The sequence below is a fragment of the Embleya hyalina genome, from assembly GCF_003967355.1.
In the GTDB taxonomy this organism is placed as follows: domain Bacteria; phylum Actinomycetota; class Actinomycetes; order Streptomycetales; family Streptomycetaceae; genus Embleya; species Embleya hyalina.
In genome coordinates this window covers 1-24,002 of the sequence record NZ_BIFH01000027.1, presented here as the reverse complement: position 1 = coordinate 24,002, position 24,002 = coordinate 1, and the positions used below count along the sequence as shown (strand labels likewise).

25 protein-coding genes and 1 tRNA gene are annotated in these 24,002 nt (G+C 72.5%); 14 read left to right on the top strand and 12 right to left on the bottom strand.

Annotated features, from left to right (window positions below; all coding sequences use genetic code 11):
- Positions 1-272 precede the first annotated feature (272 nt).
- Positions 273-704, bottom strand: coding sequence for an ATP-binding protein (locus EMA17_RS29195; protein ID WP_126640148.1), 432 nt, complete (start codon positions 702-704; stop codon positions 273-275).
- A gap of 127 nt (positions 705-831) precedes the next feature.
- Complete coding sequence (locus EMA17_RS29190) at positions 832-2,988, bottom strand: bifunctional glycosyltransferase 87/phosphatase PAP2 family protein (protein WP_126640147.1); 2,157 nt, start codon at positions 2,986-2,988, stop codon at positions 832-834.
- Positions 2,989-3,215: 227 nt separating this feature from the next.
- Here EMA17_RS29190 and EMA17_RS29185 point away from each other — a divergent pair, with 227 nt between their 5' ends.
- The 3 genes from EMA17_RS29185 to EMA17_RS29175 all read left to right on the top strand — a co-directional run bounded on the left by EMA17_RS29185 (position 3,216) and on the right by EMA17_RS29175 (position 5,004).
- Positions 3,216-3,791 (top strand): GNAT family N-acetyltransferase, encoded by a 576-nt coding sequence (locus tag EMA17_RS29185; RefSeq protein WP_126640146.1) that lies wholly within the window; start codon positions 3,216-3,218, stop codon positions 3,789-3,791.
- A 208-nt stretch (positions 3,792-3,999) separates the two neighbouring features.
- Entirely contained in the window at positions 4,000-4,296 is a 297-nt protein-coding gene (locus EMA17_RS29180) for a hypothetical protein (protein ID WP_126640145.1), read from the top strand.
- A 159-nt stretch (positions 4,297-4,455) separates the two neighbouring features.
- Positions 4,456-5,004: a transglycosylase family protein gene (locus tag EMA17_RS29175; protein ID WP_126640144.1), complete on the top strand. Its 549-nt coding sequence runs from the start codon at positions 4,456-4,458 to the stop codon at positions 5,002-5,004.
- Between the two features lie 4 nt (positions 5,005-5,008).
- Here EMA17_RS29175 and EMA17_RS29170 read toward each other — a convergent pair.
- Positions 5,009-5,080: transfer RNA gene (locus tag EMA17_RS29170), tRNA-Val, on the bottom strand.
- A 43-nt stretch (positions 5,081-5,123) separates the two neighbouring features.
- Entirely contained in the window at positions 5,124-5,471 is a 348-nt protein-coding gene (locus EMA17_RS29165; RefSeq protein WP_126640143.1) for a hypothetical protein, read from the bottom strand.
- Between the two features lie 194 nt (positions 5,472-5,665).
- On the opposite strand from EMA17_RS29165, the gene EMA17_RS29160 reads away from it, so the two are divergent.
- Both EMA17_RS29160 and EMA17_RS55470 read left to right on the top strand, forming a co-directional pair.
- Positions 5,666-6,919 carry a metallophosphoesterase family protein gene (locus tag EMA17_RS29160; protein ID WP_126640142.1) on the top strand — a complete coding sequence of 418 codons (1,254 nt, stop codon included), beginning with the start codon at positions 5,666-5,668 and terminating at the stop codon, positions 6,917-6,919.
- Positions 6,916-10,425 (top strand): YhaN family protein, encoded by a 3,510-nt coding sequence (locus EMA17_RS55470; RefSeq protein ID WP_160161602.1) that lies wholly within the window; start codon positions 6,916-6,918, stop codon positions 10,423-10,425. The genes EMA17_RS29160 and EMA17_RS55470 overlap by 4 nt, the downstream gene beginning before the upstream one ends.
- Before the next feature lie 37 nt (positions 10,426-10,462).
- Here the strand turns inward: EMA17_RS55470 and EMA17_RS29150 are convergent, their stop codons facing one another.
- Complete coding sequence (locus EMA17_RS29150; protein WP_126640140.1) at positions 10,463-10,900, bottom strand: ATP-binding protein; 438 nt, start codon at positions 10,898-10,900, stop codon at positions 10,463-10,465.
- Positions 10,901-11,085: 185 nt separating this feature from the next.
- Here EMA17_RS29150 and EMA17_RS29145 point away from each other — a divergent pair, with 185 nt between their 5' ends.
- Entirely contained in the window at positions 11,086-11,388 is a 303-nt protein-coding gene (locus tag EMA17_RS29145; protein WP_307721567.1) for a DUF397 domain-containing protein, read from the top strand.
- A gap of 3 nt (positions 11,389-11,391) precedes the next feature.
- Here EMA17_RS29145 and EMA17_RS29140 read toward each other — a convergent pair whose 3' ends face one another.
- From EMA17_RS29140 to EMA17_RS29125, 4 genes are all read right to left on the bottom strand, one after another.
- Entirely contained in the window at positions 11,392-11,973 is a 582-nt protein-coding gene (locus EMA17_RS29140; RefSeq protein WP_160161601.1) for a Dabb family protein, read from the bottom strand.
- Positions 11,970-12,323, bottom strand: coding sequence for an NIPSNAP family protein (locus tag EMA17_RS29135; protein ID WP_160161600.1), 354 nt, complete (start codon positions 12,321-12,323; stop codon positions 11,970-11,972). The genes EMA17_RS29140 and EMA17_RS29135 overlap by 4 nt, the downstream gene beginning before the upstream one ends.
- Complete coding sequence (locus EMA17_RS29130) at positions 12,320-13,228, bottom strand: LLM class F420-dependent oxidoreductase (RefSeq protein WP_126640136.1); 909 nt, start codon at positions 13,226-13,228, stop codon at positions 12,320-12,322. Before EMA17_RS29130 ends, EMA17_RS29135 begins: the two co-directional genes overlap by 4 nt.
- 215 nt (positions 13,229-13,443) lie before the next feature.
- On the bottom strand, positions 13,444-13,692 hold the full coding sequence (locus EMA17_RS29125; RefSeq protein WP_126640135.1) for a hypothetical protein: 249 nt from the start codon (positions 13,690-13,692) through the stop codon (positions 13,444-13,446).
- 168 nt (positions 13,693-13,860) lie between these two features.
- On the opposite strand from EMA17_RS29125, the gene EMA17_RS29120 reads away from it, so the two are divergent.
- The 8 genes from EMA17_RS29120 (at position 13,861) to EMA17_RS29085 (ending at position 21,803) form a co-directional block, all read left to right on the top strand.
- A complete protein-coding gene (locus tag EMA17_RS29120) occupies positions 13,861-15,027 on the top strand; it encodes a glycosyltransferase (protein ID WP_126640134.1) in 1,167 nt (388 codons plus the stop codon).
- Between the two features lie 87 nt (positions 15,028-15,114).
- Complete coding sequence (locus tag EMA17_RS29115; RefSeq protein ID WP_371863057.1) at positions 15,115-15,792, top strand: GntR family transcriptional regulator; 678 nt, start codon at positions 15,115-15,117, stop codon at positions 15,790-15,792.
- A gap of 140 nt (positions 15,793-15,932) precedes the next feature.
- Positions 15,933-17,057, top strand: coding sequence for a TIGR03364 family FAD-dependent oxidoreductase (locus EMA17_RS29110; protein WP_126640133.1), 1,125 nt, complete (start codon positions 15,933-15,935; stop codon positions 17,055-17,057).
- A 55-nt stretch (positions 17,058-17,112) separates the two neighbouring features.
- Complete coding sequence (locus tag EMA17_RS29105; RefSeq protein ID WP_126640132.1) at positions 17,113-17,790, top strand: phosphonatase-like hydrolase; 678 nt, start codon at positions 17,113-17,115, stop codon at positions 17,788-17,790.
- 27 nt (positions 17,791-17,817) lie between these two features.
- The gene (locus tag EMA17_RS29100) at positions 17,818-18,906 is read left to right on the top strand and encodes a 2-aminoethylphosphonate ABC transporter substrate-binding protein (protein WP_126640131.1); all 1,089 of its coding nucleotides are present in this window, start codon (positions 17,818-17,820) and stop codon (positions 18,904-18,906) included.
- A gap of 50 nt (positions 18,907-18,956) precedes the next feature.
- Positions 18,957-20,102 carry an ABC transporter ATP-binding protein gene (locus EMA17_RS29095; RefSeq protein ID WP_126640130.1) on the top strand — a complete coding sequence of 382 codons (1,146 nt, stop codon included), beginning with the start codon at positions 18,957-18,959 and terminating at the stop codon, positions 20,100-20,102.
- Complete coding sequence (locus EMA17_RS29090) at positions 20,099-21,013, top strand: 2-aminoethylphosphonate ABC transporter permease subunit (RefSeq protein ID WP_126640129.1); 915 nt, start codon at positions 20,099-20,101, stop codon at positions 21,011-21,013. The genes EMA17_RS29095 and EMA17_RS29090 overlap by 4 nt, the downstream gene beginning before the upstream one ends.
- Positions 20,994-21,803 (top strand): ABC transporter permease, encoded by an 810-nt coding sequence (locus tag EMA17_RS29085; protein ID WP_126640128.1) that lies wholly within the window; start codon positions 20,994-20,996, stop codon positions 21,801-21,803. The genes EMA17_RS29090 and EMA17_RS29085 overlap by 20 nt, the downstream gene beginning before the upstream one ends.
- Before the next feature lie 21 nt (positions 21,804-21,824).
- Here EMA17_RS29085 and EMA17_RS29080 read toward each other — a convergent pair whose 3' ends face one another.
- The 3 genes from EMA17_RS29080 to EMA17_RS29070 all read right to left on the bottom strand — a co-directional run bounded on the left by EMA17_RS29080 (position 21,825) and on the right by EMA17_RS29070 (position 23,573).
- A complete protein-coding gene (locus EMA17_RS29080; protein WP_126640127.1) occupies positions 21,825-22,694 on the bottom strand; it encodes a spermidine synthase in 870 nt (289 codons plus the stop codon).
- A gap of 31 nt (positions 22,695-22,725) precedes the next feature.
- A complete protein-coding gene (locus tag EMA17_RS29075) occupies positions 22,726-23,178 on the bottom strand; it encodes a hypothetical protein (RefSeq protein WP_126640126.1) in 453 nt (150 codons plus the stop codon).
- A 101-nt stretch (positions 23,179-23,279) separates the two neighbouring features.
- On the bottom strand, positions 23,280-23,573 hold the full coding sequence (locus EMA17_RS29070) for a hypothetical protein (protein WP_126640125.1): 294 nt from the start codon (positions 23,571-23,573) through the stop codon (positions 23,280-23,282).
- Positions 23,574-24,002 lie beyond the last annotated feature (429 nt).

The window sequence follows — 24,002 nt, the reverse complement described above, 5'->3', positions numbered from 1 at the left end:
TGTGGGGTGGTGGAAGAGTCCCGTGTCCCTATGTCCACAATTGCGACTCTTCGTAACGCTCGCAGAACAGCGTAGACACCCACGAAGTAATTTGGATGCGCACGATGGCCCTTTGGTACGTCATCCCACGGAGGGATACCCGATCGTTTGCTAATCCCAATGGTGGACAAGCGCGCTTCGGACATACGGCGGGGCCGGTGCGGCATCAATGGACACGCCGCACCGGCCCCGCCGGTTTCACCGGGCTCTCGACCGAATGAGAACCGGTTCGATCAACCCCCGATCGGGAGTCCGCCGAGGGAGGGCACGGCGGGCAGGGACGGCGCCGCGGGGACGCCGCCGGCGGCGAGCTGACCGGCCGCGGGGGCGGCCTGGCCGACCGTCTGGCTGGCGGCGGGAGCGGCCGCCGCGGCGCCGTCGCCGACCGTCCTGTTCGCGTTCGACGCGGTGGTACCGGCCGTCTGACCTGCGGTCTTCGAGGCCGCGGGGACAGTCTTGGACGCCGTTCCACCGGCCGCGTTGCCCGCGCCCTCGGAGGCCGCGGGGAGCTTGTCGGCGAGGCCGCCGACGTCCGGCTGGGTCAGCGCGCCGAGGCCACCGGTGGGCAGTTCCGCCGCGTGCGCGGCGGACGCGCCCAGGATCGGCGCGGCGCCGGCGGCGATCAGCAGGGCGGCCCGGGCTACGCGGCGCGAGATGTGCGTCATGGTGCTCCTCGTGGTGTCACGGTGAGGTCGGGCCCCTCCGGCGCCGACCACACTGACTACCGCTCGAAGCACGATCGGGATGCGGGCGCTGTTGGCAAAGTGTTGGCAATGAGCAGGCGTATCATCACTATTTGCGACTGACCGGCTGTATGTCTGGATCATCCCGCGAATCGGAATCATCCGGCTTTGACTCCGACGAACGAGTGATCACATCCGACTCACCGGCCCCAACCGTCACCGGTGTGCTAATCGCGTCGGCGACCCCGACCCCCGGTCCGATCCCCGCCGCGACGGCGACCGGCTCGGCGACGGGCGCGGCGACCGGGTCGACCGAGAAGGCGGAGCGGCCGGTCAGCAGGTACTGGACCACGAAGCCCAGGGTGACCACCGCGGCGCCGCCGACGGCGTCCATGATCCAGTGGTTGGCGGTGCCCATCACGACGATCGTGGTGGACAGCGGGTAGAGCAGACCCAGCCAGCGCCAGCCCTTCGGCGCGATGGCCAGGATCATCAACCCGCACCACAACGACCAGCCCACGTGCAGCGAGGGCATCGCCGCGTACTGGTTGGAGATCTTGGTCAGCGCGCCGAAGTCCGGATTGTTCAGGTCCTGCACACCGTGCACGGTGTCGATGTAGTCGTAGCCCGGCATCAGTCGCGGCGGCGCGAGCGGGTAGAGCCAGAACCCGACCAGGCCGGTGAGGGTGGCCACGCTCAGCACGGTGCGCGCCGAGCGATAGGCGGCGGGCTTGCGCACGTACAGGATGGCCAGGATGGTCAGCGGCACGATGAAGTGGAACGTCTCGTAGAAGAAGTTCATGCTGCTCTGCAGCCAGCCGATCCCGGCCACGAAGTGGTTCAGGCCGCGCTCGACGTCGACGTGCAGGAACTTCTCCAGGTCGATGATCTGCTGCCCGTGCTCCTCGGCCACCTGCCGCTGGTCCGGCACCGACGCCCGGATGAACGAGTAGACCTGGTAGCCGACCCGGATCATCAGCAGTTCGAGCAGCAGGTTCGGCCGGGACAGCGGACGCCAGCCGAACGGCAGCGCCGGGATCCAGGCGAACCGGCCCTTTTCCGCGACGCCCTGCGGCACCGCCCGCGGGCTCCACTCGGCCGACGCCTTGGTGATGAACGGCACCGCGCACGCCGAGGCGATCGCGAGCAGCAGCGGCCCGTTGTCGGCGATCGTGCGAACGGCGGCCAGCTTGCCCCAGACCAGCGTCTTGCTGTCGAAGGTCATGATCATGAAGACCGCGACCGGCCACACCATGCGGTCCGTCTGCCGGGCGCCGAGCCGGGCGACCGCGACGAGCAGGATCCACAACTGCTGGTGCTGCCAGGAGACGGGGGAGACCGCGACCATCACACAGCCGGCCAGCGCGGCACCGAGCAGCGCCTGTCCGTCCTTGGCGTAGGCCACCGCGCGCGGCACGCCGAACCACAACACGGCGGCGGACAGCAGCACCACGAGCGCGATCTCCAGCGGCCCGGACAGGCCGACGCGCAGCAGCAGTCCGTGCAGCGACTGGTTGGACAGCGCGTCGGCGTCGCCGCCCAGGCCCGCGCCGGCGACGTGGTGCACCCAGTACGTGAAGGAGTCGTGCGGCATGGTGACCCAGGCCACCGCGGTACAGCCGAGGAAGGTGGCCGTCGCGTTCGCGGCCGCGCGCTGCTTGCCGGTCAGCCACAGATAGACGGCGAACAACAACATGGCCGGATGCAGCGCGGCGGCGACACCCATCGCGATCGAGGCGACCCGGCCCGGGGCGGCTCTGAGCATCGCGGGCAGCGCGAGCAGGACCGGGAGCAGGCTGAGTTGGCCGAGCGACAGGTTTCCGCGCACCGGCAGGGACACCACGAGCAGGGTGATGATCAGCGGCGTCGCGAGCAGCCGGGCGCGGCGGGTGCGCAGGCCGGGCACCGCCTGTGCGACCACCACCGCGATCGCGGCCACGATGAGCAGGGTGGCCACCGTCCAGGCGACGCCCAGCGTGTTCTCCGCGGCCCGGGTGAGCGGGCGCAGCACCCAGCCGGCGAAGGGTGTGCCCCCGAAGGTGGTGCCGCGCGCGTCGGCGTCGTAGAGCGAGCCCGGCAGGTGCAGCACGCCATCGGGACCGAGCCACGCGTCCAGGTCCGGCAGCCTGCGGTCCTCGGGTCGGTCGAGTACTTCGTTGGCCTGTCGGACGGCGACGCATGCGGCGAGCAGCCACAGACCCACCAGGGCCAGGGAGAGCCTGGTCCTCCGTATGTCCAGCAGCCGGCGAACGCCTGCCCTCACCATGTACGGCTTCTCCCGTTTTCCTGGAATTTCTGCGTTTCCCGGGCTTGGTCCGGATTCGTCGCCCGGTGACCCCCGATTCATGGCGGGGCCATCCGGTTGCCGGCTTCCGGACACCTTGTCACCGCCCGACCGCGACCGAAAGCGGAGGGCCCCTCGCGGGACCCACGCCGTACGCTCGGGGACGGCATGGAACACATTGCCGAATCGACGAGGGGCGAGAGACAACCATGGTGCCGCAGGACGCGTCGACCCGAACGCAGGAGTCCCCCGACGCGGTGGTCGCCGTCGGCTTCCGGCAGGCCGGACCGGCGGATATCCCTGCCCTGCTCGAACTGGTCGAATCCGCCTACCGCGGCGAGACGAGCCGCGCGGGCTGGACCACCGAGGCCGAACTCCTGGAGGGGCAGCGCACCGACGCGGACGGCGTCGCGGCGGTGGTCGAGGGCGTGGACAGTGTGATGTGGATCGCCGAGCGGGACGGCGTATTGCTCGGCTGCTGCCAGTTGGAGCGGCATCCGGACTCGGTCGTGTACTTCGGCATGTTCGCCGTGCGACCCGGTCGCCAGGGCGGCGGTCTGGGCCGAGCGCTGCTCGCCGAGGCCGAGCGGGTCGCGGTGCGGCGGTGGGACGCCAAGCGCATGCGGATGACCGTCATCCGCCAGCGCGAGGAGTTGATCGCCTGGTACGAGCGGCGCGGCTTCGCCCGTACCGGCGTGCGCACCCCGTTCCCGTACGGCAACGAGCGGTTCGGCAGGCCGCTGCGCGACGACCTGGAGTTCGAGGAGCTGACCAAGGACCTGTGAGCCGCGCCCGGGACGTGGCCGGCGGTCGGCGCGGTGCGCTCGTCCGGCGGCCCGCGCATCGGTGGTGGTCGGAGCGGGGATCCCCCTCGAATCGATGCTCACTTTGCCCGGACTTCGGCGGACCCGCTCCGGCACGTCCGGATCGTGACAGCATGGATGTTCGGGGACAGTTCGCCCCCGGCACCGGTCGCCTTGGGGGTCGAAGCCCGTGTCGCACCACGAACCGCCGCCGTATCCGCAGCAGCCGCACCGACCGCCGCCGACGCAGGGCGGCGGTCGCCGCGGCAACCCGTTGATCATGCTGGTGATCGCGCTCGTGCTGGTGGCGGGCGTGGTGACCGCAGTCATCCTGATCGGCCGCGGGGACGGCGACGACGACAACCCGAAGAAGACCCCCTCGACCCAGGGACCCAAGCAGCCGGGCCTGCCCTCGGGGGTGTTGCCGAGCGGGCTGTTGCCCTCGGACATCGACATCCCCACCGGCCTGCTGCCGGACCTGCCGTAGGCCGGGTCCGGCGGATCGACGGGCCGTTCTCGGCACGGCCTCGGTCGCGACGGCCCGACCGCCCGGTGTGGTGCGGGCGTTGCGACAGCCGGGTGATTCCGCGGCCCGCCCCCGGTCGGGTCCCCGGATCGGCGCGCGGGCTGCCTACAGTCGGCTGACATGGCCAAGCTGATCATCCGATCGTCCGTGGTTCTCCTGCTGGCCGGTGTGCTGGGCGCCGGGCTCGTCGTGGGTCCGGCCGCACCCGCCGAGGCGGTCTCGGACGACGTCTGGGATCGGCTCGCCGAGTGCGAGAGCAGCGGCCGCTGGAACCTCGATTCCGGCAACGGCTACTACGGCGGACTCCAGATCCTGCCGAGCACGTGGGACGAGGCCGGCGGACAGGAGTACGCCGACCGGCCGGACCGGGCCACCCGCGAGGAACAGATCGCCGTCGCCGAGCGGATCCTGAGCGTGCAGGGCTGGGAGGCCTGGCCGCAGTGTGCCCGCCAGATCGGCGTGCTCGGCTCGCGGTACACGGTCAAGGAGGGCGACACGTTGTCCTCGATCGCGCGCGACCTCGGCGTGATCGGCGGCTGGCAGGCGCTCTACGCGGCGAACCTGGACGTGATCGGCCCGGATCCGGACCGCCTGGTGCCGGGTACGGTCCTGAACGTGCCGAAGGCCGCTCGCAGGAGCGGCCCTCGATTGATCGGGATCACGAAGTGATCGGTGCTCACGACTGGGATCGAACCAGTGACTTCCTCGGTGTGAACGAGGCGCTCTCCCGCTGAGCTACGCGAGCGTGCGTAGTTGCGTGCCCATCTTAACCAGTAGCGGCGCCGGGGTTAACCGGCCCCGGGTGAGTGGGTCGCCCCCTCCCCGTGACGGGGCGGCCCGCTCGTACTCACCGCCGAGTGGCGGAGACTCCAGGGTGCGGCCTTCGGCGGGGTCGATTCAACCGGTTTTCCCCGCCCGGTCCGACCGCGCAGCGCCACCAGCAGACCGGACAGGCCGAACACCAGGGTGGTCAGTGGCGCCGGTTGCCGCAGCAGCCCGATCAGGTTCGGATTCGCCGGGAGCCCGGACCGATGGACCGCCGCCAGGCACAACACGGCACCGGCCACCGCACAGAGCGCGCAGGCGACGAGCGGGGTCGGAATCCGGTGCCTGCGGTCGGTCTGTCGAGCTGTCACGGTGAACTCCCGGACGGGCTTGGCGCGTTTCCTCCAGCCTGGCCGGACGGCCGCCGCGCGGCCAGGTAGGTGCCTGGCCGATCGGGGGTGGGGCCAGCCCCACCCCGTGCCGGGTCCCGTCGAAACCGCCACCGTGTCGGTGCCGTGTGCCTATCCTGGCTGCCCGTGATCGCCGACCGGAGGCGCCCCGCTTCATGAAGCTGTTGCACGCCGCCGACCTGCACATCGACAGCCCGCTCCGCGGCCTCTCCGGCTACGAGGGCGCGCCCGCGGCACAGATCCGCGGCGCGGCGCGGCGGGCCGTGGTCAACCTCGTCGACCTGGCGCTCGCCGAGGCGGTCGACGCGGTGCTGCTCGCCGGCGACATCTATGACGGCGACTGGAAGGACTACCACACGGGGTTGTTCTTCGGCGTGCAGATGCGCCGCCTGGAGGAGGCGGGCATCCGCGTCCTGCTGGTCGCGGGCAACCACGACGCCGACAGTCGGATCACCCGGGAGTTGCGGCTGCCGGCCAACGTGCACCGCTTCTCCACCGCGCGCCCCGAGACGGTCGCCTTCGAGGACCTGGGGTTGGCCGTGCACGGTCAGGGCTTCGCGGTCCGGGACGTGACCGACAACCTCGCGCTCGCCTATCCCGCGCCGCGCGGGGGGATGTTCAACGTCGGCCTGCTGCACACCGCGCTGACCGGCGCCGAGGGGCACGCCACCTACGCGCCGTGCAGCGTCGGGGATCTGGTCTCACGCGGCTACGACTACTGGGCGCTCGGCCACGTGCACGCGCGCGAGGTGGTGCACGCGCGCGAGCCGTGGATCGTCTTCCCGGGCAACATCCAGGGCCGGCACGCGCGCGAGACCGGACCCAAGGGCGCGACGCTGATCACCGTCGACGACCACGGCCGGGCCGCCGTCGAGCACCGCGACCTGGATGTGGTGCGCTGGGCCCGCCTCGACGTCGACGCCTCGGCCGCCGGCGGGGTCGACGACGTGCTCGACCTGGTCCGGCGTGCCCTGGCCGAGCAGCGCGGCGCGGCCGGCGACCGCCTCCTCGCCGGCCGGGTGCGGATCACCGGTGCCACCGACGCGCACGAGGCGCTGTGGCGCGACGAGCGCCGATTCGTCTTCGAGACCCGGGCGCTGGCCGCCGAGTTCTCCGGGGTGTGGCTGGAGAAGATCCGCCTGGAGACCCGGCACGCCGACCTGGCCGACGCCGGGTTCGAGGTGCCGACGCTGGTGGCGGACCTGGCCCGGACGGCCAAGGCGCTGCGCGCCGACCCGACCGCGCTGGAGCAACTGGTCCGGACCGTGCCCGGGATGCGCACACTCGACCCGAAGGTCGCCGAGGAGGGCATAGCGCCCGCCGACGCGGCCTGGCGCGCCGACATCTTCGATCAGGCCGTGGAACTGCTCACGGCGCTGGTCACCGGGACCGACGGGGAGCACGCGTGAGGATCGACCGGCTCGACCTGATCGCGTTCGGCTGCTTCACCGACCGCCACATCGAACTCGGCGCCCCGGGTGTGCACGTGATCAGCGGCCCGAACGAGGCCGGCAAGTCCACCGTGCGACACGCCCTGGACCAACTGCTCTACGGGATGGACCGACAGACCTCGTACGACTTCGTACACGCGATGCGCGACCTCAGGCTCGGCGCGCTGGTGCGGGACGAGCACGGGCGGGTGCTCGACGTGGTGCGGCACAAGCGCGACCGGGACCCGCTCACCCGCGCCGACGGCTCGGTCCTCGCCGAGGCCGAGCTGACCCGGTTGCTGGCGGGCGTGGGCCGCGACGACTTCCGGCAGGTGTTCGCGCTCGACCACGCCGGGTTGCGCGCGGGCGGGGCCGAACTGCTGCGCGGCGAGGGCGACGTGGGCCGGGCCCTGTTCGAATCGCGCTCGTCGGCCCGGCTCGGCGAGGTGCTGACCCGCCTCGAGGAACGTGCCGCGCAGTTGTACAAGATCCGCGGCAAGAACCAGCGGATCAACGCGGGCCTGGTCGAACTCGGCCGGCTGCGCAAGCGGGTGCAGGACGACGGCCTGGCCCCCGCGGTCTTCGGCGAGGCGGTCGAGGAGAGCCGGCGCGCCGAGGAGGAACGCGACAGGCTGGGCCGCGAGCGCAGCGACGCGCGGGTCCGGTTCGAGCGCCTCGACCGGGTCCGCCAGGCGCTGCCGGTGCTGGCCAAGCGGGCCGAGCTGGACGCCGCGCTGGCCGAGACGAGTGCGGGCGGACCGCCGGTGGGCGCCGACGTGGCGGCGACGCTGGCCGCGCTCGACGCGCGGACCGCGGAGACGGCGGCCGAACGCGCGCGGCTCGAGCGGGAGTCGGCCCGGGCCCGGGCCGAGTGGGCCGAACCGGGGGCGGATCGCGACCTGTTGGCGGCCGGCGCCGCCGTGGACGCGCTGCACGCCGACGTCGCGGCGATTCGCGACGCGGTCGAACAGGCCGACCACGCCGACGCCGAGGCCACCGAGGCCCGGGGCGTGGCCGCCGAACTGCTGGCCCGGGTGCGCCCGGACCGCGCCCTCGACGACCCGACCGCCTACGAGCTGCCCGCGGGAGTGGCCGCGCGGGTCACCGCGCTGCGCGACGACCTGACGGTGTGCGAGGCCCGACGCGCGGGCGCCGTCGAGCAGGTCGCGCACCGCCGGGCCCGGCTCGACGCGGCCCGTGCGGCCGGTGCGGCGATTCCCGAGCCCGCCGACCCGGCCGTGCTGCGCGCGCTGCTGCGATCGGTGCCGGGCGATCCGGTCGAGGACATCGCGCGCGACGAGCGTCGGCTGGCCGAACTCGACCACGAGGCTGCCGATCTGCGGGGCCGACACGGTCTCGCCGACCTGGACGTGCGTGCCCCCGATCACCCCGCGCGGCTGCGGCTGCCCGGGCGCGAATGGGTCGCCGATCGACTGGGTCGGCTGCTGCGGGTCCGGGCCGAACTGGACGAGACGGCGGCGGCCGAGCGCGCGCTGGTGAGCGAGCACGACGGGCGCCGCCGCGAACTGGCGGTGTCGTCCCTGGCCGATCCGCCGCCGACGCCCGCCGACTGGGCGGCGGTCCGGGCCGAGCGCGACCGGCTGTGGACGCTGATCCGCGCGAGCCCGGCGCCGGCCGACGACCGGATCGACGCCTACGAGCGGGCGGTGGCGGCGGCGGACGAGATCGCCGAACACATCGCGCGACGGGCCGAGGAGGCGGTACGACGCGGCCGCCTGGAGGCCGACCTCGCCCACGACGAGCGCACGCTGGCCCGGCTGGCCGAGCAACGGGCCGCGGCGACCGGGAGGGCGGGCGAACTCGCGGCGGACTGGGCCCGCGCGTGGGCGCCGAGCGGCCTGCCCGCCCCCGATCCGCACGACGCCGTCGCCGTCCTGGACGCGATCGGCGAGCTGGCCCGGGTCGAGGTCGAGGCCCGGGGCGTGCGCGAGCGACTGGCCGCCGGCCGGGCCCGGGTCGCCGCGCTGGTGGCCGATTTCCGGACCGCGCTGGCCGAGTCCGGCGCGCCCACCGGGACGAGCACGCTGCCCGCGTTGATCGCCCAGGCCGACGCGCGCCGCGACACGCTGGCCGACGCGGTGCGCGAGCGCGAGGCGGTGGTGGCGGCGGTGCGCGAGGCCGAGGCCGAACTGACCGAGGCGGTCACCGAGTCGGAGCGGGCCGAGGGCGAGCGGGCGGCCTGGGAGCGGCGGCGGCACGAACTGGCGCGCGAGCTGGACCTGCCCGAGGGCGGGCCGGACACGATCGCCGCCGCGGTGGCCACGCTGGCCGAGGTGGCGGCGGCGGTCGGGCGGGCCGCCGAGGCGGACCGACGGCGGATCCGCGCGGCCGACCGGGTGGCCGGATTCGGCGCCCGCACGGCCGAGGCGTTCCTCGCGTGCGGGCGTTCGGCGCCGAGCGAGCCCACCGGCCGACCCGCCTTCGCGGCGGTCCTCGACCTGCACCGCGAGCTCACCGCGGCGCGCGGCGTGGAGGCGGCCCGCACCGGCCTCGCCGAGCGCATCGCGGACCTGGAACGGGCGTTGCGCGCCGGCCGCGACGCCGCGGCCCACACCGAGGCCGAACTCGCCGCGCTGGTCGCCGCGTCCGGTGCCGCCGACCTCGGCGACCTGCGCGCCGCGGTGGAACGGTCGGCCCGGGTGCGCGACCTCGAAGCCGCGCTGGCCGACCACCGCGCGCTGCTGTCGCCCGAGGTCGAACAGGAGGCCGCGCGCTACGCCCCCGACGAACTCGACGTGGAGATCGAGGACGCCGCGCGCCGCGTCGAGGAGGCCGACGCCGCCTACGCGGCGGCCGGCGAGACGCTGGGCCGACGCCGGCAGAGCATGCTCGACCTGGAGCGCGAGTCGGTGGCCGCGGCGCGGGCGCAGGAGGAGGTGGCCGGCACGGTCGCCGCGATCGCAGAGGACACCGAGGAGTTCGTCCGGCTGCGGCTGGCCCGCGAGGTGCTGCTCCGGTGCATGGAGGACTACCGCAAGGAGAACCAGGCCCCGGTCCTGGCCCGGGCGGAGGAGGTCTTCGCCGCGCTCACGGGGGGCCGCTTCGACCGGCTCCTGGTGGAGACCGAGGGGCGCAAGGGCGCGCCGGTGTTGCGCGCGCGGCGCGCGGGCGGCGCCGGGCACGCCGGGTCGGGGGCCGGCGTGCTCGGGGTGGACGAGATGAGCGAGGGCACCCGCGATCAGCTCTACCTGGCGCTGCGGCTGGCCTCGCTCGACGCCTACGCCGACGCCGGGCGGGCGATGCCGATCGTGCTCGACGACGTGGCGATGACCTTCGACGACGGCCGCACCCGGGCGATGCTCTCGGTGCTGGACGCGATGGCCGACCGGTTCCAGGTGGTGGTCTTCACGCACCACCCGCACCTGGGCCGGCTGGCCGTGGACACGCTCGCGCCGGGCCGGGCCCACGTGCACGAACTGCCGGTCCACGTCCCGCCGTCCCGGGCGGGCGTACCCGGGGATTGACCCGGCGGCGCGGAGGTCGACGCGGGCCGGCGGCGGCTCAGGCGGTCATCGCGAGCCGGAAACGTACACACTTGCCGCCGGGCTCGGGCACCGATTCCCAGCCGTCGGACAACGATTCGACCAGTATCAGGCCGCGGCCCGTGGTGTCGTCGTCGGCGGCCTCGATCACCCGGGGTGTACGGGCGTCCGTGTCGTGCACCTCGATCCACACACAGGCGGCGCCGTCCGGCGCGCGATCTCGGCGGACCACGACGCTGAACGGGCGTCCGAGTCCCGCGTGCCGCACGGCGTTGGTCGCCAGTTCGGAGGCGAGAAGTACGGCGATGTCGGACAGGGAGTCGAGGTCCCAGACCCGCAGCGCCACGCGGACGTGTTCCCGCACGGCGGACACGCACGCGGGCATCGCCGGCAGCGTGATGGTCGGGCTGACCTCGTCCGCTTCGTCCGCCACTTCCGGATCGGCCAGGGTGGTCATGCGGCTACCTCCTGTTGCGCGGGCTGCGATTGCCCCCGCAAGCGGCCCCGCCCCGTTCCGTCGCTTTAAGTGATCTTGTAAGCGCGTAAAGTGAGGGTGCTCGGTAGGATGCTCCACGAAACCCGGCGGTGCAACTCTCGCCGCCACTTCGGTGTCCGCGTGTACACGGTTCACCCGATCGGGCGATGTCCCTGACCCTCACGTGGAGGTCGGCTCCCACCTGGGGGAGGGGTTCGAGTCGCCCGGCGGCGGAACCTCGACAAGTCAGGGGTGACGGGCCGATGGCGACCTGGTCGCAGGAAACCCACGCACCGACGTGGCGACGGAGCTCCTACAGCAGCGTGCAGGGAAACTGCGTCGAAGTGGTGAACCGTCGGCCCAGCGAGGTGGTGGTGCGCGACTCCAAGCAACGGGCCTGCGCGGTCCTACGGTTCACCGATCGCGAATGGACCCACCTGTTGGTTGCCCTTGTCGCACACCGGATTTGACGATCAGTCAGGTCCGACTCCGGGAAGATCGTCGGTGAGCACCGGGGATCGGCTCCAGCGGAAGACGTGAGCCAGTACGGGTTCCACGATCGCCCCGGGTATCTCGCCGTCGAACCAGCGATCCACATGCGCCCAGTGATACGGGTTCAGCAGATACTCGCCGGTCAACCCCTCGATCGTGGCGTACTCCTGTTCCCACGCGTGTGTCCACGCGGTGTCGCCCCCGACGGGGTCCACCCGGGACAGCGCCCAGGAGCGGATGGTCCCGATGTGCTCCGGCATCGCGATCAGATCCGACTCGAACTCCGCGAGCACGTCGGCGGGGGTGCCCGCGCGCACGGTCAGCAACAGGGTGCGTTTGATCCGCGGACCGGTCAGCGGCACGAACCCGGCGCGCACCGGCAGCAGGGCGATCGCGTCGGCGGACGCGGGCAGTTCGGGCCGGCCGTCGGCGCGCAGATCCCACGACCAGCCGAGCCCGCCGACGCTGCCGGGCAGATCCGGCCCCGCCGAGAGACCCGGAGCCGCGAGTACCGAGGATCCGGGAGCGGGCGGCCCCTCCGCCCGGACCACCCACCGCCTCACGCGGACACCCCCGAACCGGCCTCGGCCGGTTGCAGCGCCCGCCGCTGCCGCTCCAACGCGTAACCGTCGGTGGCCGCCCAGAACGCCGCCACCTCGGGATCGGCCGCCGCGGCCCCGCGCATCGCGTAGAACGCGCGGATCCCCGGCAGGATCCACAGGATGTGCACGGTGGTCGCGTCCCGACCCGCGGGCGAGCGCCAGACCCGCTCCAGGCGCATCCCGCGCCGTTGCGCGCCCGGCAGGTAACGATCATGGAACTGGCCCAGCCACCAGGCGACCTGATCGTTCGTCAGGGTCACGTGGTCGAGGATGCTCACGGTCTCCGAGGCGGGCGACGCGGGGGTGTTCACAGCTTGTCCGCGACGGTCTCGCGGTAGTGCGCGATCCGCTCGCGCAACACCCGCAGCCCCCGCGGCCCGGCCAGTTCGGCCGGGTTGGGGGCGAACACCAGGCGGCTCGCCCCCGCGTCGGTGAACCGGCGCACCCAGGTCGGGTCGTACTGGAGATCGCGATCACACGAGCCGGGCCACGCGGTGATCTCCACCGCGCCCGGGGTCCGACCGGCCGCGGCCGTGCTCGCGCGCAGCGACTCGGCGCGCACCTCGAACTCGTCGGGGGCGATCGTGTACGGGAACCAACCGTCGCCGATCCGGCCCGCCCGGCGCACCGCCGGCTCGCTGTTGCCCCCGAGCACCACCGGTACCGCGCCGCGTTCCGGACGCGGCAGACAGTGCACCCGCTCGAACGTGGTGAACCTGCCGCGGAACGTGGCGGGCGCGTCGGCCCACAGCGCGCGCATCGCGCCCACGCACTCCTCGAGCCGGGCGCCGCGCTCGGAGTACGCCGCACCGACCGCGGCGTACTCCTCCTTCTGCCAGCCGATGCCCAGACCGAGCGACAACCGGCCGTCCGAGTGCCGATCGATGGTGGCGGCCCGCTTGGCCAACACCACCGGACTGTGCAGCGGCGCGACCACCATCGCGGTGCCGAAACGCAGGGTGCGCGAGGCGCCCGCGAGGAAGGCGATGGTCTCCAGCGGGTCGGGCATCGGCACCACACCCGCCGCGCTCGGCGTGCGTCCGGAATCCGAGTACGGGTACAGGGGCTCGTAGTCCTCGGCGACCACGACGTGTTCGACGGTCCACACGGACTCCACGCCGCACTCCTCCAGCGTGCCCGCGAAGTCGCGCAGGAAGCCGCCGGAGGTGATCAGACCGTCCGCGAAGGGCGCCATCACGCCCAGCTTGATCGTCATTCTGACGCCCTTTCAGATCCCGTGCCCGCACCCTGCCCCGGTGGGCGTGCAAGCGCAAGGCCCGACCGACGGTGTCGTTGGACACGCGGTCGAGGGGGTCGTCCGGGCGGTACGCGCGTGGCCCGCCGCCGGCCGCGCGCGCCCACCGTCGGGGTGCGGGCGCACGCGGTGGCCGCGGGCGGGTCGGCCGGAGCCGGGGACGGGCGGGAGGCGACCTACGCGAGTTCGACCAGCTCGTCGTGGCGGTACAGCGGGCGCAGGCCGTCCGCGAAACGCACCGAATACCACTGATACGGGGACAGCGGCGGGCGGTGCGCGTCCGCGAACACCTCGCAGACCTCGCCGATGTGCCCGGTGCTCAGCCCCACCTGCACCCGCACCCGGGTGCCGACCTCGAATCCCTGCCAACGGGTCGCCCCGCCCCCGCGAACCTGCTCCCGGTCTCTCGTGGTCGTGTCGCCCATGACGGGCACCGCCCTTCTGCCGATGGGTAGTTCCTCAACTGTCGAGACAGCTCCCCTACCCGATATCGGCCCCGGCGGTCGCCCGCTTGACCGGAGGACTCCGTTCGCGCGCGGACTTCACCCGGAAGGAGCGCCCGAGTGGCGCGGCGGAGCCGGCAGGCTTCCGATGTGGACGTCTTGTTGTGGATCACCGCGGTCTCCGGTCTCGCCTGGGTCTATCTGACGCTGTTTCACGGCTGGTTCTGGCGCACCGACGTGCGTCTGGCGCGGCCCGCCGCGCCGCCCTCGGGCAGCGGGACGGTGGCGGTGATCGTGCCCGCGCGCGACGAGGCCGCGGTGCTCGGGGAGAGTCTGCCCACGCTGCTCGCGCAGGACTTCCCCGGCCGGGCGGAGGTGGTGCTGGTCGACGACGGCAGTACCGACACGACCGCCGAGGTGGCCCGCCGACTGGGGGCCGACGCCCGGGTGCCGCTGACCGTGACCTCGCCCGGGGAGCCCCCCTCGGGCTGGACCGGCAAGCTGTGGGCGCTGCGGCACGGCGTGGAGTCGGTCGGCGAGGTGGACTGGATCCTGTTCACCGACGCGGACATCGCGCACGCGCCCGATTCGCTGGCCCGGCTGGTCGGCGAGGCCGAGCGGGACCGGCTCGACCTGCTGTCGGTGATGGCCCGGCTGCGCACGCACACCCGGTGGGAGAAGTTGATCGTGCCGGCCTTCGTGTACTTCTTCGGCAAGCTCTTCCCGTTCCGCCGGGTGAACCGGCCGAAGTCCCGCGTGGCGGCCGCCGCCGGCGGATGTGTGCTGGTGCGGCGCACCTCGCTCGAGCGGGCCGGCGGGGTGGCGGCGATCCGGGACGCGGTGATCGACGACGTGTCGCTCGGCACCGCGCTCAAGCGCTCCGGCGGCCGGATCCGGCTGGTGCTCGCGGACGGCCCGGCGCGGCACGTGGACAGCGTGCGGCCCTATCCGGGGCTGGCCGACCTGTGGAACATGGTCGCGCGCAGCGCGTTCGCCCAGCTCCGGCACTCCTGGCTGCTGCTCGCCGGCACCGTGGTGGGCCTGGCGCTGGTCTATCTGGCCGCGCCGGTCGCGCTGGTCGCCGGGCTCGTCGGCGGCGATGTTCCGCTCGCGCTGCTCGGGCTCGCGGTGTGGGCGCTGATGACCGCGACCTATGTACCGATGGCGCGCTATTACGGACGGCCCGCGGCGGAGGCGGTGTTGTTGCCGGCGGCGGCCACGCTCTACCTGGGGATGACCGTGCACTCGGCGGTGCGGCACGCGCGTGGGCGCGGTGCGGCGTGGAAGGGTCGAACGTACCCGGCGCCGGCCGAATAGGCTCCCTTCGTGCCCAGACCGGACTCCACAGCCCGTCCCTATCGCGACGGCGTTCCCGAACACGGCCGCGTGCCCAAGTCGCACACGGTGAAGATGCGTCTGCTCCAACTCATGGACGAGTTGGGCGAGGACGCCCTGCTGCCCTCCGAACGCGAACTCGCCGCCGACTACGGCGTCGCCCGCTCCACGCTGCGCGCGGCGATCGGCGAGTTGGTGATGGAGGGCCGACTGCGCTCGGCGCGCGGACGCGGCACCTACGTCGCGCCGCCGAAGCTGATGCAGCCGGTGAGCATGGGCAGCTACACCGAGGCGGTGCGCTCGATGGGGCTCACCCCCAGCCGACGTGTGGTCACCCTCGAACACCATGTCGCCAAGCCCGACCTGGCCGAACGGCTGCGGATCCGGGCCGGCGACCTGACCGTGCACGTGGAGCGGGTGCTGCTCGCCGACGACGAGCCGATCGGCCTGGAGAGCACCTACCTGCCGCTGGACCGGTTCCCCACGATCCTGGACGTGCTGCGCCCGGAGGGTTCGCTGTACAGGTGCCTGCAGGACGATCTGGGCGTGGTCTTCGCGGAGATGCACGAGACGGTGGAGACCGTCCTGGCCGCGCCGCGCGAGGCGCTGCTCCTGGAGACCAACCCGGCGCTGCCGATGTTGCTGGTCATGCGCACCTCCTACGACCCGCAGGGGGTGCCCATCGAGCGGGTGCGGGCGCTGTTTCGTGGTGATCGGATGGGATTCGCGACGCGTATGCGGGCCTGATCGACCGACTTTGATAACGACGAGGTAACAGGTTCGGACCTTAACGGACTGTTCACCCGGACGACATACCGCCTCCGTGTGCTCGGCATCGGCCACTCCCAAGCTGGTCGCATTCGCCCCCGAGAACACGGAGGAAGCCGGTGCGAGTCATTGTCGTCGGAGGTGGCGTGCTGGGCACCATGCACGCCTGGCAGGCCATCGAGCGAGGCCACGAGGTCGTGCAGATCGAGCGCGAGCGCGAGGCGCGCGGTGCTTCGGTGCGCAACTTCGGCCTGGTGTGGATCGGTGGCCGGGCCGGCGGCGACGAACTGGACACCGCGCTGCGGGCCCGCGAGTTGTGGGAGCGCATCGGCGCGGACGTGCCCGGCATCGGTTTTCGCCCCAACGGCTCGCTCACCGTATGCCGCGGCGCCGAGGAGGTAGCGGTCGCCGAGGCGGCGCTCGCCCTGCCCGACGCCGCCGAACGCGGCCTGAAGCTGCTCACCCCGGAGGAGGCGCGCGGCCACAACCCGGCCCTGCGCGGTGCCTTCGACGCCGCGCTGTGGTGCGAGCGCGACGGCGCGGTCGAGTCCCGCGTCGCGCTGCCCGCGCTGCGCGAGCGGATGGCCGGCTCCGGCCGGTACACCTGGCTGCCCGGCCGCGAGGTGCGCGACCTGCTTCCCGCCGGCACCGGGGTGCGCGACGACCACGGGCAGACGCACGAGGGCGACCTGGTGGTGCTGTGCACCGGCGCGTGGCTGAGCGGGCTGGTCCGCGAGCTGGCCCCCGCACTGCCGGTGCGCCGAGTGCGCCTGCAGATGATGCAGACCGACCCGCTCGACGAGGCGCTGACCACCTCGGTCGCCGACGGCGACAGCTTCCGCTACTACCCGGCCTACGCCGGCACCGCGCTGGAGGCGCTGCGCGCCGCCCACCCGCAGGCACCGGTGCCCACCGAGCACCGCATGCAGCTGCTGATGGTCCAGCGCCTCGACGGCGGGCTGACCATCGGCGACACCCACGAGTACGACGAGCCGTTCACCTTCGACGTCGACTCCGCGCCCTACACGCACCTGGTCGAGGTGGCCGAGGCGCTGCTCGGCCGCCCGCTGCCGGCCGTGCGCCGCCGCTGGGCCGGGGTGTACGCGCAGACCGTCGACACCACCCGCGTCGTGCACCGCGAGCAGGTCGCCCCCGGCACCTGGCTGGTGACCGGCCCCGGCGGGCGCGGGATGACCTGCTCGCCCGCGATCGCGGAACGCACCGCCGACACCGTCGGCCTGTGACCCGGCCGCCCCTTCCTGCCCCACTCGTCGTCGAAAGCCCCCCGGAGCACCACTCATGACGAACTATCAGCTCGCCGTCCTGGACATGGCCGGCACCACCGTCGCGGACGACGGCCTCGTGGTCGAGGCGTTTACCCGGGCGATCGGCGCGGTCGGCGTCGAGCCCGGCACGGCCGACTTCGAGCGCAAGCTCGGCTACGTCCACGACACCATGGGCGAAAGCAAGATCACCGTCTTCCGGGCCCTGCTCGACGGCGACGAGGAGCGCGCACAGGCGGCCAACCTCGCGTTCGAGAGCGCCTACGCCGACCTGGTCGCCGAGGGCCGCTGCGCGCCGATCGAGGGCGCGGAGGACACCATCCGCGCCCTGCGCGCCGCCGGCGTCAAGGTCGCGCTGACCACCGGCTTCGGCCGCCCCACCCAGGACGCGATCCTCGGCGCGCTCGGCTGGGCCGACCTCGCCGACCTCACCCTGTGCCCGGCCGAGGCCGGGCGCGGCCGACCCCACCCCGACCTGGTGCTCACCGCGGTGCTGCGCCTGGGCGTGGACGACCTGCGGGCGGTCGCCGTGGTCGGCGACACCGCGTTCGACGTACTCACCGGACTGCGCTCCGGTGCCTCCATCGCCGCCGGTGTGCTCACCGGCGCGCACGACCGCGCCGCGCTCGAAGCGGCCGGCGCAACCCACGTACTCGGCTCCATCTGCGAACTTCCCGCCCTGCTCCAGGGCTGATTCGACGTCTCGAAAGGGCGATTCCCCATGCGACGCATCCTCGGCCTCACCGCCGCCGCCACCGTGGTCGTGCTCGGCGCGAGCGCCTGCGGCGGGACCGGCGGGAGCGGCTCGGACGACACCAAGCCGGCCGCCAACGCCGCCCCCGGCGGCGCGCCCGCCAAGGGCTCCGGCAGCGTCACCGTCTACTCGGTGGACGGCCTCGCCGACTGGTACACCAAGCGTTTCGCGGACTTCGAGAAGAAGACCGGGATCAAGGTCAACCTGGTCGAGTCCGGCTCCGGCGAGGTGGTCACGCGCATGGAGAAGGAGAAGGGCAACCCCCAGGCCGACGTGGCGATCACGCTGCCGCCGTTCATCCAGCGCGCCGCCCAGGCCGACCTGCTCACCGCATACGCCCCGGCCGGCTCCGACAAGGTGCCCGCCACCGGCAAGGACGCCCAGGGCCGGTTCACCGCCGTGGTGAACAACTACGCGTCCTGGATCTACAACCCGGACACGGCCAAGCCCGCGCCGACCAAGTGGGCCGAGCTCACCGACGGCCGGTTCAAGTCCAAGCTCCAGTACTCCACGCCCGGCCAGGCCGGCGACGGCACCGCCGTACTGATCCAGCTCCAGCACCTGTACGGCAAGCAGGGCGCGCTCGACTACCTCAAGCGGCTCGAATCCAACAACGTCGGCCCGTCCTCGTCCACCGGCAAGCTCCAGCCCAAGGTCGGCAAGGGCGAACTCAGCGTGGCCAACGGCGACTTGCAGATGAACCTGGCGTCGATCCACAACGACAAGTCCAACTTCAAGGTCTGGTTCCCGGCCGACGACGCGGGCAAGCCCTCGACGTTCGCGCTGCCCTACTTCATGGGCCTGTCCTCGGGCGCCCCGCACGCCGACAACGGCCGCAAGCTGATGGACTACCTGCTCTCCACCGAGGCGCAGACCTCGGTCTCCGCCGACGCGCTCGGCCTGCCGGTCCGCGAGGACGTCAAGCCGACCGACGCGAACGCCGCCGAGATCACCAAGGCCCTGGAGGGCGTGGAGATCTGGGCGCCGGAGTGGGACACCGTCCTCAAGGACCTGGACGCCGACCTGGCCGCCTACAACAAGGCCGTCGGTCGCTGAACCGCCGGCGCACACGTCCGGAATCAACCGCGGACAGGGAGGGAACCCGCATGACCGCACCAGCCATCGAGCGCACCGCGTCCGCCGTCGCGAGTGCCGCGCCGACCGAATCGGCGATCGGCATCCAGGATCTGACGGTCCGTTACGGATCCGTCACGGCCCTGGAGGGGCTGACCCTGGAGGTCGCCCGAGGCGAGACGGTGGCCCTGCTCGGGCCCTCGGGCTCGGGCAAGTCCACCGCGCTCAAGGCGGTCGCGGGTTTCCTCCGGCCCGCCGAGGGCCGGATCACCCTGGCCGGCCGCGACGTCACGTACGAGCCGCCGAACAAGCGCGGCATCGGCGTCGTGGTGCAGAACTACGCGCTGTTCCCGCACATGCGGGTCGCCGACAACGTGGCGTTCGGCCTCCGGGCCCGCCGGGTGCCGCGCGCCGAGGTGGGCCGCCGGGTCACCGAGGCGCTGGACATGGTGGGGATGGCCGGCTACGCCCGGCGCTATCCCCGCGAGTTGTCCGGTGGACAGCAACAACGTGTGGCGATCGCACGGGCGTTGGCCATCCGGCCGCCCGTACTGCTGCTCGACGAGCCGCTGTCCGCGCTCGACGCCACGCTGCGCGCCGACCTGCTCGGCGAACTGCAGCGGCTGCGCGGCGAGTTGCCCGACGTGGCGATCATGTACGTGACGCACGATCAGACCGAGGCGCTGGCGCTCGCCGACCGGATCGCGGTGATGCGGGACGCGCGCCTCGTCGACCTCGACGCGACGGATCGGTTGTACCGCCGGCCGCCGAGCGAGTTCACGGCGTCCTTCCTGGGCGCGGCCAACCTGCTCGACGCGCGGGTGCTGGCGGACTGCACGGCCGGGGACGACGCGGTGCGGGTCGCGGTGGGCGGGCTGACCGTCGCCGCCGACCCGACCGGGGCGTTCGCCGAGGGCACCCGGGCGTTGCTCGTGGCGCGTCCGCACACGCTGGGGGTGGCCGAGGTCGACCGCGCGGACACGCTGCCCGCGCGGCTGGTCGCCACCCAGTGGCGGGGCGCGGACTACCGGCTGACCTGCGTGTTGGAGGGCGACGTCGAGCGGGAGATCCGGATCGACGTCACCGATCTGGCCGCGGTGCCCGCGCTCGGCGAGCGGCTGGGCGTCGCGCTGCCCGCCGAGCCGTGTGTGCTGGTTCCGGCGGGAGCGGGCGGATGACCGCGACCCTGACCGAGCCGCCGATCGCGACGAAGCCGACCTCGGCCCCGGTCCGCGAGCGGCGGGGCCGCGGCGGCGCGACCCGTGCGTTGTGGGTGCTCCCGCCGCTCGTGCTCGCCGCCGGGTTCTTCCTCTATCCGCTCGCGCTCGTCGTCAAGCAGTCCTTCGTCGACAAGAACGAGAACGTCGGCCTCGACGTGTGGCGCGACGTACTGAACTCGCCCTCGTTCGGCGACGCGCTGTGGAACACGGTCAAGATCGCCGTGTTGTCCACGCTCGGCTGCCTGGTGGTGGGCTTCTTCCTGGCCCTGGTGTTGTCCTTCGTGCCCTTCCCCGGCTCGCGCGCGGTGAGCAGGATCGTGGACACCGTGCTGGCCTTCCCGTCCTTCCTGATCGCGTTGGCCTTCACCTTCCTGTACGGCACGGCGGGCGTGGTCAACGCGGCGGCGGACAAGCTCGGCCTGGGCGAGCCGCTGGTCGGCTTCCTGTACTCGCCGTGGTGCGTGGTGCTGGCCGAGATCACCTTCTACACCCCGTTCGTGATGCGCCCGCTGCTCGCGGCCTTCGCGCTGGTGCCCCGGGAACGCCTCGACGTCGCGGCCTCGCTCGGCGCGGGCCCGCTGCGAGTGATCCGGCAGGTGCTGCTGCCCGAGGCCTGGCCCGCGCTCGCGGCCGGCGGCAGCCTGACCCTGCTGCTCACCCTCAACGAGTTCGGGATCGTGCTGTTCATCGGCGCCAAGGACGTCACCACGCTGCCGATGCTGGTGCACGCCAAGGGCGCGGTCACCTTCGACTACCCGGGCGCGTGTGTGGTCGCGGTGGTCGAGGTCGCGCTGTCGCTGACGCTCTACACCGTGTACCGATTCGTCTTCTCCCGGACAGGAGCCGGCCGTGCTGGTCTGGTCGCGTAGCGGACGCGCCCTCGTCTGGGCGCTGTTCGCACTCGTCTTCGCCCCCCTGGTGCTCGCCCCGCTGGCGATCCTGGGCATCGCCGCCTTCGCCGGCGACTGGAACAGCGTGCTGCCGGCGTCCTGGACGAGCGAGAACATCCGCGAGGCCACCGCGGGCACCAACTACGACAGCCTCGTGGTGAGCATCGAGACCGCGCTGGGCGCCTCGCTGATCGCGATCGTGGTCGGCACGTGGGCGGCGATCGCCGCGCGCGGCGCACCGCGCTTCGTACGCCGGCTCACCGACGCGGTGTTCCACCTGCCCGTCGCGGTGCCCTCGGTGGTGGTCGGCCTCGGCATGCTGGTGGCCTTCAGCGACGGTCCGATCCTGCTCAACGGCACGAAGTGGATCGTCATCGCGGCACACGCGGTGCTCGTGGTGACCTTCGCCTACTCGACGGTCTCGGCGGGCCTGGATCGCACCGACGCGGCCTTCGCCGAAGTCGCCGCCTCGCTCGGGGCGAGCCCGGCCCGGGTGTTGTTGCGGGTGCGACTGCCGATGTTGCTGCCCTCGATCACCGCGGCGGCCAGCCTGGCGATCGCCCTGTCCATGGGCGAGGTGGGCGCGACGATCATGGTCTACCCGGCCGAGTGGCGCACGCTGCCGGTGTCGATCTTCACCCTCACCGACCGGGGCAAGGTGCTCCTGGGCTCCGCGGTCACCGTGGTGCTGCTGGTCGCGACCCTGGTCGTGCTCATGGTCGTCGGCCTGCTGAAGGGCCGTGTGGAGGAGCGCCGGCGGCGACGGTAGCGGGCCCGGGCCGGCCCCCGCTCAGTTCTTGCCGAACGTACGCGCGGGCGGAGCCGGCGACGCGACCGCCGTGGCGTCGTGGACCACGGCCGCGCCGCCGGTGAGGTCGGCCAACGCGGGACCGTGCTCGACCCGACCGGGAAACGGGTCGGCGGCGGTACGCCGGGCCAGCTCGGCGATCGGCAGTTCGCCGTGCGAGGCGACCAGCACGACATTGCCGAATCGCCGCCCGCGCAACACCGCCGGGTCGGCGACGAGCAGCAGGTTCGGGAACACCGACCGGATCGTCGCCACCTGCGTGCGGACGAAGGAAAGCCGCCCGCCGTCGGCCAGATTCACCGCGTACACCCCGCCGGGGGCCAGCGTCCGGGCCACCTCGCCGACGAACTCGGCCGAGGTCAGGTGCGCGGGCACCCGCGAGTCGGCGAACACGTCCACCACGGCCAGGTCGAACGCGGCGTCCGGCGCCCGGGCGGCCACCTCGCGGGCGTCACCGGTCCGCACCCGGATCTGCCAGGTGCGATCCCACGGCAACGCGCGCCGGACGAATTCGACGAGTTCCCCGTCCAACTCCACCACCTGCTGCCGCGAACGCGGCCGGGTGGCGGCCACGTAGCGGGGCAGGGTCAGCCCGCCGCCGCCGAGGTGGAGGACCCGCAGCGGCTTGCCGGCGTCCGCGATCAGGTCGACCAGATGGCCGAGCCGGCGGACGTACTCGAACTCCAGCCACGTCGGGTCGTCCAGATCCACGTGCGACTGCGGCGAACCGTGCAGCCGCAGCGTCCAGGCCCCGGCCCGATCCGGATCGGGTTCGAGCTCGACACTGCCGGACCCCACCTCGGCCCGGACCGGCTCGGGCGCGCGACCGCGTCGACGCTGCTTGTCTGCCATCGGTCCAGTATCGAGCCGCCGCGTTCGAGATCTAAACGTTACCGATGAGCTTCAGTCGAGGGCTCTCCGCGGGCGGCAGCGCCTGCCACGAGCAGCTCTCCGCGGCGAAGAAGCACTGCGACCGACCGACGACGTCGCCGGCGTCGACCGGCTCGTAGGCCCCGGGCCCGTCGACCGGATCGAAGTCCAGATAGAACAGATCGCCGTAGGTCTCGTCGGTGAATCGTGAGAGCACCGGGTCGAAATAGAGCATTCCGGAGAAACCCTTGCCGTGTTCGACTCGGTAGTCCCGAAGTCCCGTAAGAGTGAACTCCACGGGAATCCACGGCCAGCCGTGTTCGCGATCCCTGGCATCGACCAGGACACGTGCGGTGGCGCCGTTCGGACTGAACGGATCCTCGATGTGGACACGGGTGACACACCCGTTCCCGAAGTCGAACAAGCCCAGGAGGTCGCCCAGGCTGTCCGGGGTGAGCAGCGACATGGGGCCCTCCGGTCGGTGGCGGTGCGATGTGGTCCTTGCACCCATCATCGCGACTGGTGCGCCGCCACCGTACGGAAGTATCGAGCCGATCGTGATCGCGCTCAGACCCGGTGGGCCAGGCGCTCCAGCAGCGCGGCGGCCCCGAGGTAGACGAGAACGGCCAGACCGCAGTTCACCGTGACCCGGACCTTGGGGTTGTCGGGGGTGAAGAAGTCCTTCGCCCAGCGGGTGAGCCAGTCCGACCAGTCGGCGATCGTGTCCACCGCGTCGTTGGCGGGATTGGCCTCGAAGACGAACAGAACGATGTGCAGGACGATGATGACCACGATCACTGTGACCACGGCGCGGATGACGGTCACGATCGGGTTCGCTCGTCGTGCTCGGGAGGTCACCATGCCGGGAGTCTGCTCGCGTTCGAACACCCGAAACGGAGCCTGTGCACGCCGGTTTGCGGTCGGGACCGGGCCCCGGTAAGGTCCTCCAAGTTGCCCGACAGGGAGACCTGAGACAGACGCGAGCCTAGGTGCCTGCGCTGGCTGGTCCCGGGGCGGCGAATCCGATCATTCGAACGAAGTGTGCTGCGCCCTGCGCATCACACGCGTAGTTCCGTGTTCGGGTGCCCCCGCAGATCGCCGGAACGCGAATTTGTCACCGATTAGACGGTGGGAAATGCGATCCGCTAATGTTCGGGGGTCGCGGAAAGCAGTCGGGAAGAACAAATTTCCGAAGCCGAAGCGGTGAGCGAAGCGGGTCGGAAGACCTGCTAGGCTCGAAGGGCCGGAAGCCGAAGGAACGCGAGTTTCGAAGGCCGAAAGCAACGGACG

Excerpts from the sequence above, each read along its gene's own strand:
- EMA17_RS29195 (WP_126640148.1), bottom strand. The coding sequence starts at position 704 with ATGACGCACATCTCGCGCCGCGTAGCCCGGGCCGCCCTGCTGATCGCC.
- EMA17_RS29190 (WP_126640147.1), bottom strand. The coding sequence starts at position 2,988 with ATGGTGAGGGCAGGCGTTCGCCGGCTGCTGGACATACGGAGGACCAGG.
- EMA17_RS29185 (WP_126640146.1), top strand. The coding sequence starts at position 3,216 with ATGGTGCCGCAGGACGCGTCGACCCGAACGCAGGAGTCCCCCGACGCG.
- EMA17_RS29175 (WP_126640144.1), top strand. The coding sequence starts at position 4,456 with ATGGCCAAGCTGATCATCCGATCGTCCGTGGTTCTCCTGCTGGCCGGT.
- EMA17_RS29160 (WP_126640142.1), top strand. The coding sequence starts at position 5,666 with ATGAAGCTGTTGCACGCCGCCGACCTGCACATCGACAGCCCGCTCCGC.
- EMA17_RS29150 (WP_126640140.1), bottom strand. The coding sequence starts at position 10,900 with ATGACCACCCTGGCCGATCCGGAAGTGGCGGACGAAGCGGACGAGGTC.
- EMA17_RS29145 (WP_307721567.1), top strand. The coding sequence starts at position 11,086 with ATGTCCCTGACCCTCACGTGGAGGTCGGCTCCCACCTGGGGGAGGGGT.
- EMA17_RS29130 (WP_126640136.1), bottom strand. The coding sequence starts at position 13,228 with ATGACGATCAAGCTGGGCGTGATGGCGCCCTTCGCGGACGGTCTGATC.
- EMA17_RS29125 (WP_126640135.1), bottom strand. The coding sequence starts at position 13,692 with ATGGGCGACACGACCACGAGAGACCGGGAGCAGGTTCGCGGGGGCGGG.
- EMA17_RS29105 (WP_126640132.1), top strand. The coding sequence starts at position 17,113 with ATGACGAACTATCAGCTCGCCGTCCTGGACATGGCCGGCACCACCGTC.
- EMA17_RS29100 (WP_126640131.1), top strand. The coding sequence starts at position 17,818 with ATGCGACGCATCCTCGGCCTCACCGCCGCCGCCACCGTGGTCGTGCTC.
- EMA17_RS29095 (WP_126640130.1), top strand. The coding sequence starts at position 18,957 with ATGACCGCACCAGCCATCGAGCGCACCGCGTCCGCCGTCGCGAGTGCC.
- EMA17_RS29090 (WP_126640129.1), top strand. The coding sequence starts at position 20,099 with ATGACCGCGACCCTGACCGAGCCGCCGATCGCGACGAAGCCGACCTCG.
- EMA17_RS29080 (WP_126640127.1), bottom strand. The coding sequence starts at position 22,694 with ATGGCAGACAAGCAGCGTCGACGCGGTCGCGCGCCCGAGCCGGTCCGG.
- EMA17_RS29075 (WP_126640126.1), bottom strand. The coding sequence starts at position 23,178 with ATGTCGCTGCTCACCCCGGACAGCCTGGGCGACCTCCTGGGCTTGTTC.
- EMA17_RS29070 (WP_126640125.1), bottom strand. The coding sequence starts at position 23,573 with ATGGTGACCTCCCGAGCACGACGAGCGAACCCGATCGTGACCGTCATC.